Annotated in this window: 12 protein-coding genes; 5 read left to right on the forward strand and 7 right to left on the reverse strand. The window is 70.3% G+C overall.

The window, feature by feature from the left end:
• Positions 1–28: 28 nt before the first annotated feature.
• Positions 29–649, reverse strand: coding sequence for a heme-copper oxidase subunit III (locus tag AB0K80_RS10450; RefSeq protein WP_365667874.1), 621 nt, complete (start codon positions 647–649; stop codon positions 29–31).
• Positions 650–795: 146 nt separating this feature from the next.
• Between AB0K80_RS10450 and AB0K80_RS10455 the strand changes: the two genes are divergently transcribed.
• Positions 796–1,197 (forward strand): hypothetical protein, encoded by a 402-nt coding sequence (locus tag AB0K80_RS10455; protein WP_365667876.1) that lies wholly within the window; start codon positions 796–798, stop codon positions 1,195–1,197.
• Positions 1,198–1,240: 43 nt separating this feature from the next.
• Here the strand turns inward: AB0K80_RS10455 and AB0K80_RS10460 are convergent, their stop codons facing one another.
• The 4 genes from AB0K80_RS10460 to coxB form a co-directional block, all read right to left on the reverse strand.
• The gene (locus AB0K80_RS10460; RefSeq protein WP_365667878.1) at positions 1,241–2,497 is read right to left on the reverse strand and encodes an Ig-like domain-containing protein; all 1,257 of its coding nucleotides are present in this window, start codon (positions 2,495–2,497) and stop codon (positions 1,241–1,243) included.
• Between the two features lie 130 nt (positions 2,498–2,627).
• Positions 2,628–3,026 (reverse strand): cytochrome c oxidase subunit 4, encoded by a 399-nt coding sequence (locus tag AB0K80_RS10465; RefSeq protein ID WP_365667880.1) that lies wholly within the window; start codon positions 3,024–3,026, stop codon positions 2,628–2,630.
• Complete coding sequence (gene ctaD / locus AB0K80_RS10470; RefSeq protein ID WP_365667882.1) at positions 3,023–4,759, reverse strand: cytochrome c oxidase subunit I; 1,737 nt, start codon at positions 4,757–4,759, stop codon at positions 3,023–3,025. The genes AB0K80_RS10465 and ctaD overlap by 4 nt, the downstream gene beginning before the upstream one ends.
• Positions 4,756–5,721 carry a cytochrome c oxidase subunit II gene (gene coxB, locus AB0K80_RS10475; RefSeq protein WP_365667884.1) on the reverse strand — a complete coding sequence of 322 codons (966 nt, stop codon included), beginning with the start codon at positions 5,719–5,721 and terminating at the stop codon, positions 4,756–4,758. Before coxB ends, ctaD begins: the two co-directional genes overlap by 4 nt.
• 284 nt (positions 5,722–6,005) lie before the next feature.
• On the opposite strand from coxB, the gene AB0K80_RS10480 reads away from it, so the two are divergent.
• A complete protein-coding gene (locus tag AB0K80_RS10480) occupies positions 6,006–7,385 on the forward strand; it encodes an aminotransferase class V-fold PLP-dependent enzyme (RefSeq protein ID WP_365667886.1) in 1,380 nt (459 codons plus the stop codon).
• Position 7,386: 1 nt separating this feature from the next.
• On the opposite strand, the gene AB0K80_RS10485 is transcribed toward AB0K80_RS10480, so the two are convergent.
• Positions 7,387–8,361, reverse strand: coding sequence for a carbohydrate kinase family protein (locus AB0K80_RS10485; RefSeq protein ID WP_365667888.1), 975 nt, complete (start codon positions 8,359–8,361; stop codon positions 7,387–7,389).
• Between the two features lie 132 nt (positions 8,362–8,493).
• Here AB0K80_RS10485 and AB0K80_RS10490 point away from each other — a divergent pair, with 132 nt between their 5' ends.
• Complete coding sequence (locus AB0K80_RS10490) at positions 8,494–8,703, forward strand: hypothetical protein (RefSeq protein ID WP_365667890.1); 210 nt, start codon at positions 8,494–8,496, stop codon at positions 8,701–8,703.
• An 816-nt stretch (positions 8,704–9,519) separates the two neighbouring features.
• Entirely contained in the window at positions 9,520–11,103 is a 1,584-nt protein-coding gene (locus tag AB0K80_RS10495) for a hypothetical protein (protein ID WP_365667945.1), read from the forward strand.
• 94 nt (positions 11,104–11,197) lie between these two features.
• Here the strand turns inward: AB0K80_RS10495 and AB0K80_RS10500 are convergent, their stop codons facing one another.
• Complete coding sequence (locus tag AB0K80_RS10500; RefSeq protein WP_365667892.1) at positions 11,198–11,554, reverse strand: iron-sulfur cluster assembly accessory protein; 357 nt, start codon at positions 11,552–11,554, stop codon at positions 11,198–11,200.
• Positions 11,555–11,886: 332 nt separating this feature from the next.
• Between AB0K80_RS10500 and nadA the strand changes: the two genes are divergently transcribed.
• Complete coding sequence (gene nadA, locus AB0K80_RS10505; protein ID WP_365667893.1) at positions 11,887–13,071, forward strand: quinolinate synthase NadA; 1,185 nt, start codon at positions 11,887–11,889, stop codon at positions 13,069–13,071.
• The last annotated feature ends 127 nt before the right edge of the window (positions 13,072–13,198 follow it).

A 13,198-nucleotide genomic window follows, 5' to 3' on the forward strand; every position in this document is an offset into this window, starting at 1 on the left:
GCAAGAAGCGCGCGGGGATGCGACCCGGCTACTTGATCATGTAGATCGTGGCGAAGAGGCCGATCCAGACGACATCGACGAAGTGCCAGTAGTAGGACACGACGATGGCCGCGGTCGCCTGCTCATGGGTGAACCTCCGAGCCGCGTAGGTCCGGCCGAGGACCAGCAGGAAGGCGATGAGACCGCCCGTCACGTGCAGGCCGTGGAAGCCGGTGGTCAGGTAGAACACCGAGCCGTACGGGTCGGACGAGAGCGACAGGCCCTCGTGCTTGACCAGCTCCGTGTACTCGAAGACCTGACCGCCGATGAAGATCGCACCCATGATGAAGGTGACGATGAACCAGCCCCGGAGCTTCTTGACGTCACCGCGCTCGGCCGCGAACACGCCGAGCTGGCAGGTCAGGGAGGAGAGCACCAGGATCGTGGTGTTCGTCGCCGAGAACGGGAAGTTCAAGGCGCTGGCCTTCTCACTCCAGAACTCGGGCCCCGTCACCGATCGCAGGGTGAAGTACATCGCGAAGAGGGCCGCGAAGAACATCAGCTCGGAACTCAGCCAGATGATGGTTCCGACGCTGGTGAGGTTCGGCCGGTTGACCGACGGGTGCGCGTGCCCGGTATCTACTGTCGTTGCTGTCGCCACGACCGACATTATGTCGGTCGCTTATCCCGCCCTCACTCCGGGGGGTGCCGTTCGGAGTGTCCAAGGGGGTCGTACCGCTGTTGACGTGGTGTTCCAAGGGGTAGCATCCGCCCCACGCAGGCTTTTCCGTACGACGCTGACGTCCCGGAGGAAACATGCAGCCGACCGCCACGGTGCTGGTCTACAGCGACGACTCCCACACCCGCGAGCAGGTGCGGCTGGCCACCGGGCGGCGTCCGGCTCCGGACGTGCCGGTCGTGGAGTTCGTGGAGTGCGCGACTCCTGCTGCTGTTGTCAAGGAGTTGGACAAGGGCGGGATCGACGTCTGTGTGCTGGACGGGGAGGCCGTGCCGATGGGCGGCATGGGGCTCTGCCGGCAGATCAAGGACGAGGTCTTCCAGTGCCCGCCGGTGCTGCTGCTGATCGCGCGGCCTCAGGACGCGTGGCTGGCGACGTGGAGCCGGGCGGACGCGGCGGTGGCGTCGCCGGTCGAGCCGGTGGAGTTCGCCTCGGCGCTGGCGTCCCTGCTGCGGGAGCGCAAGGCGGTCACCGCGTAGCTCCTGGGGGCTCGGGCCCCGCGCCCCTGGGGCACTGCGGTCACTACGCCGCTGCCGGGGTGAGGCGTGCCGCTTCCTGCGTGCCCGGGTCCTGCTGGGCCACCAGGGCGCTGCCGGTGCGCCACTTGTCCCAGGGGAGGTTCCAGTCGCCGAAGCCGTTGCCGAAGGGCTCCATCGTGTCGCCGGCCGAGTTGACCACCTGGACCACGTCGCCCTCGCGGACCGTGTTGAAGAACCACTCGGCGTTCTCGGTGCTCATGCCGGTGCAGCCGTGGCTGACGTTGGCGGAGCCCTGGGAGCCGACGGACCAGGGGGCGGCGTGGACGTACTCGCCGCTCCAGGTGACCCGGGTGGCGAAGTAGACCGGCAGGTCGTACGACTCGGACGATCCCTCGGCTATGCCGATGGTGGTGCTGCGCATCCGTACGAAGCGTTCCTTGCCGAGGACGACCTTGACGCCGTTGCGGGTGTCGAAGCCGGGCTTGCCCGTGGTGACGGGGATCGTCTTGATCACCTCGCCGTTCTTGTAGACCGTCATGGAGTGCGCGGCGGCGTCCGTGACGGCTATGACCGCGTCCCCGGTGGTGATCGTCAGGGGCTTGGCCGTGCCGCCCCACAGGCGGTCGCCTATCTTGATGCCCTCCAGGTTGCTGCGCACCTGCACGGTGGCTCCCGCGGGCCAGTAGTCCTTGGGGCGGTAGTGGAGTTCCTTGTCGTCCACCCAGTGCCAGGCCCCCTCCGCCCAGGGCGTGGAGTCGACCTTCAGGCCGCGCTCCACGACGGCCCGCTGGGCAGGGTCCTTGATGGGCTTGCTGAGCGTGGCCGTGAGGGGCTGGCCGACGCCGTAGGTGCCCGCCTTGGGCCCGAAGGTGACGTCCAGGCGCTTCTTGGTGGTGGGCGTGCCGGTGACGAAGGTGAGGACCTTGCGGCCGGGCTCGCCGTCCTCGTTCTCCGTGCTCACCCGGATCGTGTAGCGGGTGCCCGCGGCCAGCGGTGAGGTGCTGTGCCAGCGGCTGCCGTCGGCGGACAGCTCGCCGGCGACGTACCGTCCGGTCGTGTCCGTCGCCGTGACGTCCGTGATGCGTCCGTCAGAGCCCTCGGCGACCACCTCCAGGGGCTTGTCCGGGTCGGCCTTCTTCTTGCCGTCCGTGGGACCGCTGAAGGAGATCTGGTCCGCGGCGTCGTACGGTGCGGCCGCGAGCGGGTTGTCGTCGCCTCCGCAGGCGGCCAGGCCCGCGCCCAGGGCGAACACCAGCAGGGTGCATCCCGCGACGGTGGTGGTACGCGTTGTGTGGCTCATGGCCTCACCGTAGGAAGCGGCGTCAACCAGGGCGCGCCGAGTGACGCGAACGGGGGACGGCGATTGCTGCGAAAGCACGAACCCGGACGCTCCTGTCGGAGTGTCCGGGCTCGTGCGGTGCCGGGATGTGCTACTGGGTGCGGTTCTCACCGCGGTAGTACTCGAAGACCCAGCCGTAGATGCCGATCAGGATGACCGGCAGCGAGAAGTACAGCAGCCACCAGCCGAGGGCGACGGCCAGGAAGGCGAGCGCGCCACCGATGGCCAGGGACAGCGGCTGCCAGCTGTGCGGGCTGAAGAACCCGACCTCGCCGGCGTCGTCGGCGACGTCCGCCTCCTTGTTGTCCTGCGCGCCCACGTCGACCCGCCGGGCCGTGAAGCCCAGGTAGAAGCCGATCATGATCGACAGGCCGAAGGCCAGGAAGAGAGCGGTGGTGCCGGCCGGCTCCTTCGACCACACGCCATAGACGATCGCCATGACGAGGATGAAGACGCTCAGCCACATGAACATCTTGCCCTGGATCTTCACTTGCCGGCCTCCTTGCCGCCGGCGAGGGCCTTGTCACCGTGGCCGACGTTCTCGAGCTGGTCCAGCGCCGCGATCTCCGGGTGGTGCAGGTCGAACGCCGGGGATTCGCTGCGGATCCGCGGCAGCGTGAGGAAGTTGTGCCGCGGCGGCGGGCAGGAGGTCGCCCACTCCAGGGAGCGGCCGTAGCCCCACGGGTCGTCGACGCCGACCGGCTTGCCGTACTTGGCCGTCTTCCACACGTTGTAGAAGAACGGCAGGATCGACATGCCGAGCAGGAACGAGCTGATCGTCGAGATCGTGTTCAGGGCGGTGAAGCCGTCGGCCGCGAGGTAGTCCGCGTACCGACGCGGCATGCCCTCGGCACCCAGCCAGTGCTGGACCAGGAAGGTGCCGTGGAAGCCGATGAACAGCGTCCAGAAGGTGATCTTGCCGAGGCGCTCGTCGAGCATCTTGCCGGTCCACTTCGGCCACCAGAAGTGGAAGCCGGAGAACATCGCGAAGACGACGGTGCCGAAGACGACGTAGTGGAAGTGCGCCACCACGAAGTACGAGTCGGACACGTGGAAGTCCATCGGCGGCGAGGCCAGGATGACACCGGTCAGACCACCGAAGGTGAAGGTGATCAGGAAGCCGGTCGCCCACAGCATCGGCGTCTCGAAGGACAGCGAGCCCTTCCACATGGTGCCGATCCAGTTGAAGAACTTCACACCGGTCGGGACCGCGATCAGGAAGGTCATGAAGGAGAAGAACGGCAGCAGCACACCGCCGGTGACGTACATGTGGTGCGCCCACACCGTCACGGACAGACCCGCGATCGCGATGGTCGCGCCGATCAGGCCCGTGTAGCCGAACATCGGCTTGCGGGAGAAGACCGGGATGACCTCACTGATGATGCCGAAGAACGGCAGGGCGATGATGTACACCTCTGGGTGTCCGAAGAACCAGAAGAGGTGCTGCCACAGCAGCGATCCGCCGTTGGCGGCGTCGAAGACGTGGGCGCCGAACTTGCGGTCCGCCTCCAGCGCGAACAGCGCCGCGGCCAGGACGGGGAAGGCGAGCAGGACCAGGACACCGGTCAGCAGCACGTTCCACGTGAAGATCGGCATGCGGAACATGGTCATGCCCGGCGCGCGCATGCAGATGATCGTGGTGATGAAGTTGACCGAGCCGAGGATGGTGCCGAAGCCGGAGAAGGCCAGACCCATGATCCACATGTCGGCGCCGACGCCCGGCGAGCGGACGGCGTCGGACAGCGGCGCGTAGGCGAACCAGCCGAAGTCGGCCGCGCCCTGCGGGGTCAGGAACCCGGCCACCGCGATGAGGGAGCCGAACAGGTACAGCCAGTAGGCGAACATGTTCAGCCGGGGGAAGGCCACGTCCGGCGCGCCGATCTGCAGCGGCATGATCCAGTTCGCGAAGCCGGCGAACAGCGGCGTCGCGAACATCAGCAGCATGATCGTGCCGTGCATCGTGAACGCCTGGTTGAACTGCTCGTTCGACATGATCTGCAGGCCCGGCCGGGCCAGCTCGGCGCGCATGAGCAGCGCCATGACGCCGCCGATCACGAAGAACGCGAAAGACGTGGCGAGGTACAGCGTGCCGATCGTCTTGTGGTCCGTGGTCGTCAGCCACTTGACCACGACGCTGCCGCGGTTCTGGCGCCGGACCGGCAGCTCGTCCTCATAGTGGGACCCTGCTGCCGCGGCACCCTGGGGTTCGTTGAGGATGCTCACAGGATGTTCGACTCCCGGTTCTTCTCGTGCCCAGCCTGCTCGATGCCGGCGGGAACGTAACCGGTCTGCCCCTTCTTCACGAGGTCCTTGAGGTGCTGCTCGTAGCGCTCAGGGGAGACGACCTTCACGTTGAACAGCATCCGGGAGTGGTCCACGCCGCACAGCTCGGCGCACTTGCCCCGGAAGGTGCCCTCCCGGTTGGGGGTCACCTCGAAGGCGTTGGTGTGGCCCGGGATGACGTCCTGCTTCATCAGGAACGGCACCACCCAGAAGGAGTGGATGACGTCCCGCGAGGTCAGGACGAAACGGACCCGCTTGCCCTCCGGCAGCCACAGCGTCGGGCCCGGGTCGCCCGTCTGCGGGTTCCGCGTGCCGGGAACACCGCAGTCGTAGACGCCGCCGGCGTTGGCCGGGAAGGCGTCCTTGTAGCGGTTCGGGATCGCGTCCAGATCCTTGGCCGTCTTGGCGTCACCGGTGGAACCGTCGACGCTCTCGATGTAGTTGAAGCACCAGCTCCACTGGAAGCCCACCACGTTGATCGTGACGTCGGGCTTCTTGTCGAGCTTGAGCAGCTCGGACTCGTCGCGGGCGGTGAAGTAGAACAGCACCGAGACGATGATGAGCGGTACCACCGTGTACAGCGCCTCGATGGGCATGTTGTACCGGGTCTGCGGAGGGATCTCGACCTTGGTGCGGCTGCGCCGGTGGAAGAAAGCACTCCACAGGATCAGGCCCCACACCAGCACGCCGACGGCGAGCGCAGCCGCCCAGGACCCCTGCCACAGGGAGAGGATCCGCGGAGCCTCTTCCGTGGTCGGGGTGGGCATACCAAGGCGGGGGAAGTCTTCCCAGTTGTACGAGCAACCGGTGGCTGTCGCCAAGACCAGGCCCGCGGTCAGTGCCTGCAGCAGCTTCCGCCGCATCGGGCGCCGCGGCGAGCGGTCGGAGCCGTTGGGACTCACGTAGCGCCTTCCCGAGAGTCTCGCCCGCGCGGTTGGCTGCGGCCTTCTCGCTGGTCGGTCGCCGCCCTGCGACGGGCAGGGGTTTGGATGTTTATGCGGACCAAACCCTAGCCGACGCCTTCCGGGGGGTCGCGGGGAGGGTGGGCATACGCGCCGGGGGTCAGTCCTACGGGGTGGGGATGGGCACCTGAGGGGACGGGGGGCGCGGCTTGTGAGGCGAGTTGCGGTGATATGTGCTTGGTCGCGCAGTTCCCCGCGCTCCTGAGGGCGCTTAGCGTTGCTGTGTGGCCTACTTCGACGCTGCTTCCAGTGCTCCCCTGCATCCCGTCGCCCGTCAGGCGCTGTTGGCGTCGCTCGACGAGGGATGGGCCGATCCCGCCCGGCTGTACCGGGAGGGGCGCGAGGCCCGGCTGCTGCTGGACGCGGCGCGGGAGGCGGCCGCCGAGGCGGTGGGATGCCGTCCGGACGAGCTGGTGTTCACCTCCTCCGGGACGCGGGCCGTGCACTCCGGGATCGCCGGGGCGCTGGCCGGGCGGCGGCGGGTCGGACATCACCTGATCGTGTCAGCGGTCGAGCACTCTTCCGTGCTGCACGCGGCGGAGGTGCACGAGGCCGGCGGCGGGACGGTCACCCAGGTCGCCGTGGACCGGGCGGGGCGGGTGGCGCCGTCGGCGTACGCGCATGCCCTGCGGCCGGACACCGCCCTGGCCTGCCTGCAGTCGGCCAACCACGAGGTGGGGACCGAGCAGCCGGTCGCCGAGGTGGCCGAGGTGTGCCGGGCGGCGGGGGTGCCGTTGCTGGTGGACGCCGCGCAGTCGCTGGCGTGGGGGTCGGTGGAGGGCGACTGGTCGCTGCTGGCCGCCAGCGCGCACAAGTGGGGCGGGCCCTCGGGGGTCGGACTGCTCGTGGTGCGCAAGGGGGTGCGGTTCGCGCCCCAGGGGCCGGTGGACGAACGGGAGTCGGGGCGCGCGGCCGGGTTCGAGAACATCCCGGCGGTCGTGGCGGCGGCGGCCTCCCTCAGGGCGGTCAGGGCGGAGGCGGCCCAGCAGGCCGTACGGCTGCGGGAGCTGACGGAGCGGATCCGGACCCGGGTGCCCCGGCTGGTGCCGGACGTGGAGGTGGTCGGCGACCCGGTGCGGCGGCTGCCGGGGATCGTCACCTTCTCCTGTCTCTATGTCGACGGGGAGACCCTGCTGCACGAGCTGGATCGCCAGGGTTTCTCCGTTTCGTCCGGATCGTCCTGCACCAGCAGCACGCTGACACCGAGCCATGTGCTCAAGGCGATGGGCGTGCTGAGTGAGGGAAACGTACGGCTGTCGCTGCCACCGGGGGCGGCGGAGGCAGACGTCGAACGGTTCCTGGAGGTCCTGCCGGGCGCGGTGGCCGCGGTGCGGGAGAAGCTCGGCGCGCCGGTCGCCGGCCAGGGCGCGGGAGAGCGGGAAGCGCTGGTCGTGGACGCGCTGGGCAGGCGCTGCCCGATCCCGGTGATCGAACTGGCCAAGATCATCGGGGACGTACCGGTGGGCGGCACCGTGCGCGTCCTGGCCGACGACGAGGCGGCACGGCTGGACATCCCGGCCTGGTGCGAGATGCGGGGGCAGGAGTACGTGGGTGAGGAGCCGGCGGACCGGGGCTCGGCCTATGTGGTCCGCCGGCTGGGGTAGGTCAGCCCAGGTGCTTCTTGACCTCGGCCGCGGCCTCCTCGCCGTAGGCCTTGGTGAAGCGCTCCATGAAGTGGGCGCGGCGCAGGCGGTACTCCTGGGTGCCGACCGTCTCGATGACGAGGGTGGCCAACATGCAGCCGACCTGGGAGGCGCGCTCCAGGGAGACGCCCCAGGCCAGGCCGGAGAGGAAGCCGGCGCGGAAGGCGTCGCCGACGCCGGTGGGGTCGGCCTTGCGCTCCTCCTCCGGGCAGCCGACCTCGATCGGGTCCTCGCCGGCCCGCTCGATGCGCACGCCCCGGGCGCCGAGGGTGGTGACGCGGTGGCCGACGCGGGAGAGGATCTCGGCGTCCGTCCAGCCCGTCTTGGACTCGATGAGGCCCTTCTCGTACTCGTTGGAGAAGAGGTACGTCGCCCCGTCGAGCAGGATGCGGATCTCCTCGCCGTCCATGCGGGCGATCTGCTGGGAGAAGTCGGCGGCGAAGGGGATGCCCCGCGAGCGGCACTCCTCGGTGTGCCGGAGCATCGCCTCCGGGTCGTCGGCGCCGATCAGCACCAGGTCGAGGCCGCCGACACGGTCGGCGACGGTCTTCAGCTCGATCAGGCGGGCCTCGCTCATGGCGCCCGTGTAGAAGGAGCCGATCTGGTTGTGGTCGGCGTCGGTGGTGCACACGAAGCGGGCCGTGTGCAGCGTGTCGGAGATGCGGACGGAGTCCGTGTCGACGCCGTGCCGGTCCAGCCAGGCCCGGTACTCGTCGAAGTCCGAGCCCGCGGCGCCGACCAGGACGGGCCGGGTCCCCAGCTGGCCCATGCCGAAGGCGATGTTCGCGCCGACGCCGCCCCGGCGCACGTCGAGCTTGTCGACCAGGAAGGAGAGCGAGACCGTGTGCAGCTGGTCCGCTACGAGCTGGTCGGAGAAGCGGCCGGGGAACGTCATGAGGTGGTCGGTGGCGATGGAGCCGGTGACTGCGATGCGCACGGCGTGGAATCTCTCCTGGAGGGCGGCAGACTGACAGTTCACGCTACCGGGTCGGGGCGGCCCGCTGAAGCGCGCGAAACTACCCGATAGTAGATCTTTCTTCGTACGCGTGAGCGTGCCTACGGTGCCGCTATGACGAACCTCAAGGTCCACTCCCCCGCCCCCGCCGACCTCGAAGGCGGCCTGACGTCGCTGCGCGGTGACTGCGCCCGGATGGCTCCCCACTGGACGGCTCCGGAGCGGGTGACCCCGGCACCGGTGCCGCTCTCCCTCATCCACGGCGTGACCGTGCCCCCGGCGTCGGCCCGGCTGCTGGACGCGATGTCGGACTACGGCGACTGATACGGCGACTGCGCGGACACCGCCCCGGCCCGGAAGGGAACCGGGTGCTCCCCTGCTGCGTCCCATCGCTGTCCCCCGTAAAGAGGATGCGGGATACGACCCTTCGACGGCCCGTGCGGGCACGGGCCGGGTCGTCCGGGACAGCTGTGCAGCCGAAGGAGCGATGCGGTGAACACCGAGCGACCCGACCACGACGACGCCGAGAGGGAGACCGGCGCCGCCGAGACCGCCGAGTACGCGGCCGCCTCCGGCGGGACGCGGGCCGCCGGCAGCGAGACCCGGGCTTCCAGGGCGGAGGCCAGGGCTTCCGGGGCTGAGGCCCGGGACGAAGAGGCCGGTGGGCCCCAGGGCGCCGATGCGGCGGGCGGCGATGAGCCCGCGGGTGACGCCGGCGGTGCCGACGGTGGTGAGCCCGTGGGCGAGCCCGTGCGTGACGCCGGCGCCGCGGGTCATGGCCAGCCCGCAGGACGTGCCGACGCGGCGGGCGAAGACGAGCCCGCGCGGGACGGCGACGCGGCGAGCCACAGCGAAACCGCAGGCGACACGGGCGCGGCGGGCCGGGACGAGCCCGCAGGGCGTACCGGCGTGGCGAGCGAAGGCGAGCCCGTACGGGAGGGTGACGCGGCAAGCCACAGCGACACCGCAGGCGACACGGGCGCGGCGGGCAGCGGCGAGCCCGCAGGGCGTACCGGCGTGGCGGGCGAAGGCAAGACCGCGCGGGACGGCGACGCAGCGGGCCGCGGCGAAGCCGCAGGCGACACGGACGCAGCAAACCACGGCACGCCCACAGCGGACGCCGACGCAACTAGCCACGGCATGCCAGGTCGCGGCGAACCCGCAGGGCGTGTCGGCGTGGCGGGTGGGGACACGATCGCTCGGGACGGCGACGCGGTGAGGCACGGCGAAGACGCGGGGGGCGGGCCTGGCGGCAGGGCCCGGCGGCGCAGTGCCGCCCTGGTCGCCTCGGTCGCGGCCGGGGTGCTGCTCGTCGGTGGGGGCGGGGCCTACCTGGCCACCAGTGCCTCCGGCGGCTCGGGCGGGCGTACGTCGTCCGCCGTACCCGGCGGAGACGGCACTCCTGCGCCGCTGCTGCTCGACGGCTACTCGGGCGGCGCGGGCGTGGCGCCCGGCGAGCCCAACCCGTACGGCGCCACCTACCGGGCCGACGGCACACTCCCGGACGGGCCCGGCTCGGCGCCGGTGTACCGGGCGGTGGGCCAGGTCACCAAGGACGAGGTGGCCCGGCTGGCGAAGGCCCTGGGCGTCGAGGGGACGCCGGTGGCCGAGGGACAGGCCTGGAAGGTGGGATCCGGCGGCAAGGACGGCCAGGGGCCGAGCCTGCAGGTGAACCGGCAGGCACCGGGCGCCTGGACGTTCAGCCGGTACGCCCCGGGCACGGACAACTGCCGGTCGGCCACGGTGTGCCACAAGGACCCGGCGTCCCCGGCCGCCGACCCGGTGAGCGAGGAGGCCGCGCGGAAGGCGGCGGCGCCGGTGCTGAAGGCGGTGGGTCAGGATGACGCGAAGAGCGACGCGAGCCAGGTGATGGGCGCCCAGCGGGTGGTCAACGCCGACCCGGTGGTCGGCGGGCTGCCGACGTACGGCTGGACGACCGGGATCGTCGTCGACGCGCGGGGCGAGGTGGTCGGCGGCAGCGGACAGCTGAAGGCGCCGGTGAAGGGGGCCACGTACCCGGTGGTGAGCGCCCGGAAGGCGCTGGACCTGATGAACGCCCAGCCGCAGGGGGACGACTCCCGCAAGGGCATCGGCGGCTGCGCCACCCCCGTACCGCTGAAGGACCGGCTGGAGGAGCCGTGCGGGACCTCCTCGGACGCCCCGGAGCCGCGGAAGGAGACGATCACGGTCGAGAAGGCCGTGTTCGGGCTGGCGGCCCACTCCGTGGACGGGCGGCAGGCGCTGGTGCCGTCCTGGCTGTTCGGGGTGCGCGCGGCGGGGGCGCAGGACGCCTTCACGGTGACGTATCCGGCCGTCGAGCCGGCGTACCTGAAGACCCCCGGGCCGGCCGAGGGGCCGACCGACCGGCCCAGCCCGCGGCCGACCGGGCCCGGCGACGAGCCGACCTCGGCGCCGGCGTCGCGGGACGTGAAGGTGGAGGGGTACACGGCCGAGGGCGCTGAGCTGACCGTGACGTTCACGGGCGGGGTGTGCGCCGACTACAAGGCGTCGGCGAGCGAGGCCGGGGACCGGGTGACGGTCAGGGTGACCGGAACGCCGTGGCCGGACAAGGTCTGCATCATGATCGCCAGGGAGTACCAGCTGACCGTGCCGCTGGACGAGCCGCTCGGTGACCGGAAGGTGGTCGGGTCGGACGGCGAGCCGGTCCCGCTGCGCAAGGACGGCGCCCGGCTGCCGGCCCCGCCCGTGTCGCCCTCGCGCTGACCGCAGGCGGGGACCATAGGGAACAACGCGAAGGCGGCGGCCCCCCTCGCAGGGGGCCGCCGCCTTCGTCACATCCGCCGCCGGCGGGCGAGGCTCAGCTGAAGGAGTCGCCGCAGGCGCAGGAGCCCGTCGCGTTCGGGTTGTCGATCGTGAAGCCCTGCTTCTCGATGGTGTCGACGAAGTCGATCGTGGCGCCGCCGAGGTACGGAGCGCTCATCCGGTCGGTGACGACCTTCACACCGCCGAAGTCCTTCTCCACGTCACCGTCGAGGGAACGCTCGTCGAAGAAGAGCTGGTAGCGCAGGCCGGAGCAGCCGCCGGGCTGGACGGCGACGCGCAGCGCGAGGTCGTCGCGGCCTTCCTGGTCGAGCAGGGCCTTGACCTTGGCCGCGGCGGCGTCGGTCAGGATGATGCCGTCGGTGACGGTGCTGGTCTCGTCCGATACGGACATCTACATCTCTCCCGGGTTGTACGGAGACTGCTTGCCGACGGTTGCAACCGGCGGGGCCGCGGATTCATTCCGGGCCGGGCGGGTGGTGTTCGCTTCCTTCGGGTCTTCTTCATGCTCGCACACGCCCCGCCGAGCGGAAAACGACCGCTTGGGCAACGGCCGGGATTCACGTCACACCGACGCTATGGCCATCGTCAAAGTGACGTGAAGCGGTTATGATAGATAGCGTCAAATCGACGAAAAGTCGAAACGGTGTCCCGCATTGTCCCGCCGGGTCCGGTCTGTACCGCAGGCCGCGCCCGGCGAGCCGCAGAACAGAAAGGGTGCGTGTCGTGACCACCGCCCAGACCCAGGAGCTCGACGTACAGCCGACGCCCCTCGCCCTGCTCCTCCTCGGCCGCGAGGCCGACCCCCGGAGCGAGCGCGGTGTGGAGTGTCCCGGCGACCTGCCCTCGCCGTCCGACCCGGACCTGGTGGAGCGCGCCCGCGCGGCGAAGGAGAAGCTCGGGGACAAGGTCTTCGTGCTCGGCCACCACTACCAGCGCGACGAGGTCATCCAGTTCGCCGACGTCACCGGGGACTCCTTCAAGCTGGCCCGGGACGCGGCGGCGCGGCCCGAGGCCGAGTACATCGTGTTCTGCGGCGTGCACTTCATGGCGGAGTCCGCGGACATCCTCACCTCCGACGACCAGAAGGTGGTCCTGCCGGACCTGGCCGCCGGCTGCTCGATGGCCGACATGGCCACCGCCGAGCAGGTCGCCGAGTGCTGGGACGTGCTGACCGAGGCCGGGATAGCCGAGCAGGTCGTGCCGGTGTCGTACATGAACTCCTCCGCCGACATCAAGGCGTTCACGGGCAAGCACGGCGGCACGATCTGCACGTCCTCCAACGCCCAGCGGGCCCTGGAGTGGGCGTTCCAGCAAGGCGAGAAGGTGCTGTTCCTGCCGGACCAGCACCTGGGCCGCAACACCGCCGTCCGCGACATGGGCATGTCGCTGGAGGACTGCGTGGTGTACAACCCGCACAAGCCGAACGGGGGCCTGACCGCCGACGAGCTGCGCGCGGCCAAGATGATCCTGTGGCGCGGCCACTGCTCGGTGCACGGCCGCTTCAGCCTCGACTCGGTCAACGACGTGCGCGAGCGCATCCCCGGCGTGAATGTCCTCGTCCACCCCGAGTGCCGCCACGAGGTCGTCGCGGCGGCCGACTACGTCGGTTCGACCGAGTACATCATCAAGACCCTGGAGGCCGCCCCGGCCGGCTCCAAGTGGGCCATCGGCACCGAGCTGAACCTGGTCCGCCGCCTGGCGAACCGTTTCGCGCCCGAGGGCAAGGAGATCGTCTTCCTCGACAAGACGGTCTGCTTCTGCTCGACCATGAACCGCATCGACCTGCCCCACCTGGTCTGGGCCCTGGAGTCCCTGGCCGAGGGCAAGCTGGTCAACCGCATCGAGGTCGACAAGGAGACCGAGGCGTTCGCGAAGCTGGCGCTGGAGCGGATGCTGGCGCTGCCGTAGCGGTGGCCGGTACGTGACCGAGGGGCGCCCTTCCACTTGGGGAGGGCGCCCCTCGTGCCGTACGTCCTCCACTTCGCGGGCCTCCGCCCTGCTTGGGCGGCGTGCTGACCCTGCTGCCCCTTTCCAA

It is taken from the genome of Streptomyces sp. NPDC052682 (genome assembly GCF_040678435.1).
Taxonomy (GTDB): Bacteria; Actinomycetota; Actinomycetes; order Streptomycetales; family Streptomycetaceae; genus Streptomyces.

What these genes read in the sequence shown, in the direction of transcription:
- AB0K80_RS10450 (WP_365667874.1), bottom strand. Translation starts at nt 649, where the DNA reads ATGTCGGTCGTGGCGACAGCAACGACAGTAGATACCGGGCACGCGCAC.
- AB0K80_RS10455 (WP_365667876.1), top strand. Translation starts at nt 796, where the DNA reads ATGCAGCCGACCGCCACGGTGCTGGTCTACAGCGACGACTCCCACACC.
- AB0K80_RS10460 (WP_365667878.1), bottom strand. Translation starts at nt 2,497, where the DNA reads ATGAGCCACACAACGCGTACCACCACCGTCGCGGGATGCACCCTGCTG.
- AB0K80_RS10490 (WP_365667890.1), top strand. Translation starts at nt 8,494, where the DNA reads ATGACGAACCTCAAGGTCCACTCCCCCGCCCCCGCCGACCTCGAAGGC.
- AB0K80_RS10495 (WP_365667945.1), top strand. Translation starts at nt 9,520, where the DNA reads ATGCCAGGTCGCGGCGAACCCGCAGGGCGTGTCGGCGTGGCGGGTGGG.
- AB0K80_RS10500 (WP_365667892.1), bottom strand. Translation starts at nt 11,554, where the DNA reads ATGTCCGTATCGGACGAGACCAGCACCGTCACCGACGGCATCATCCTG.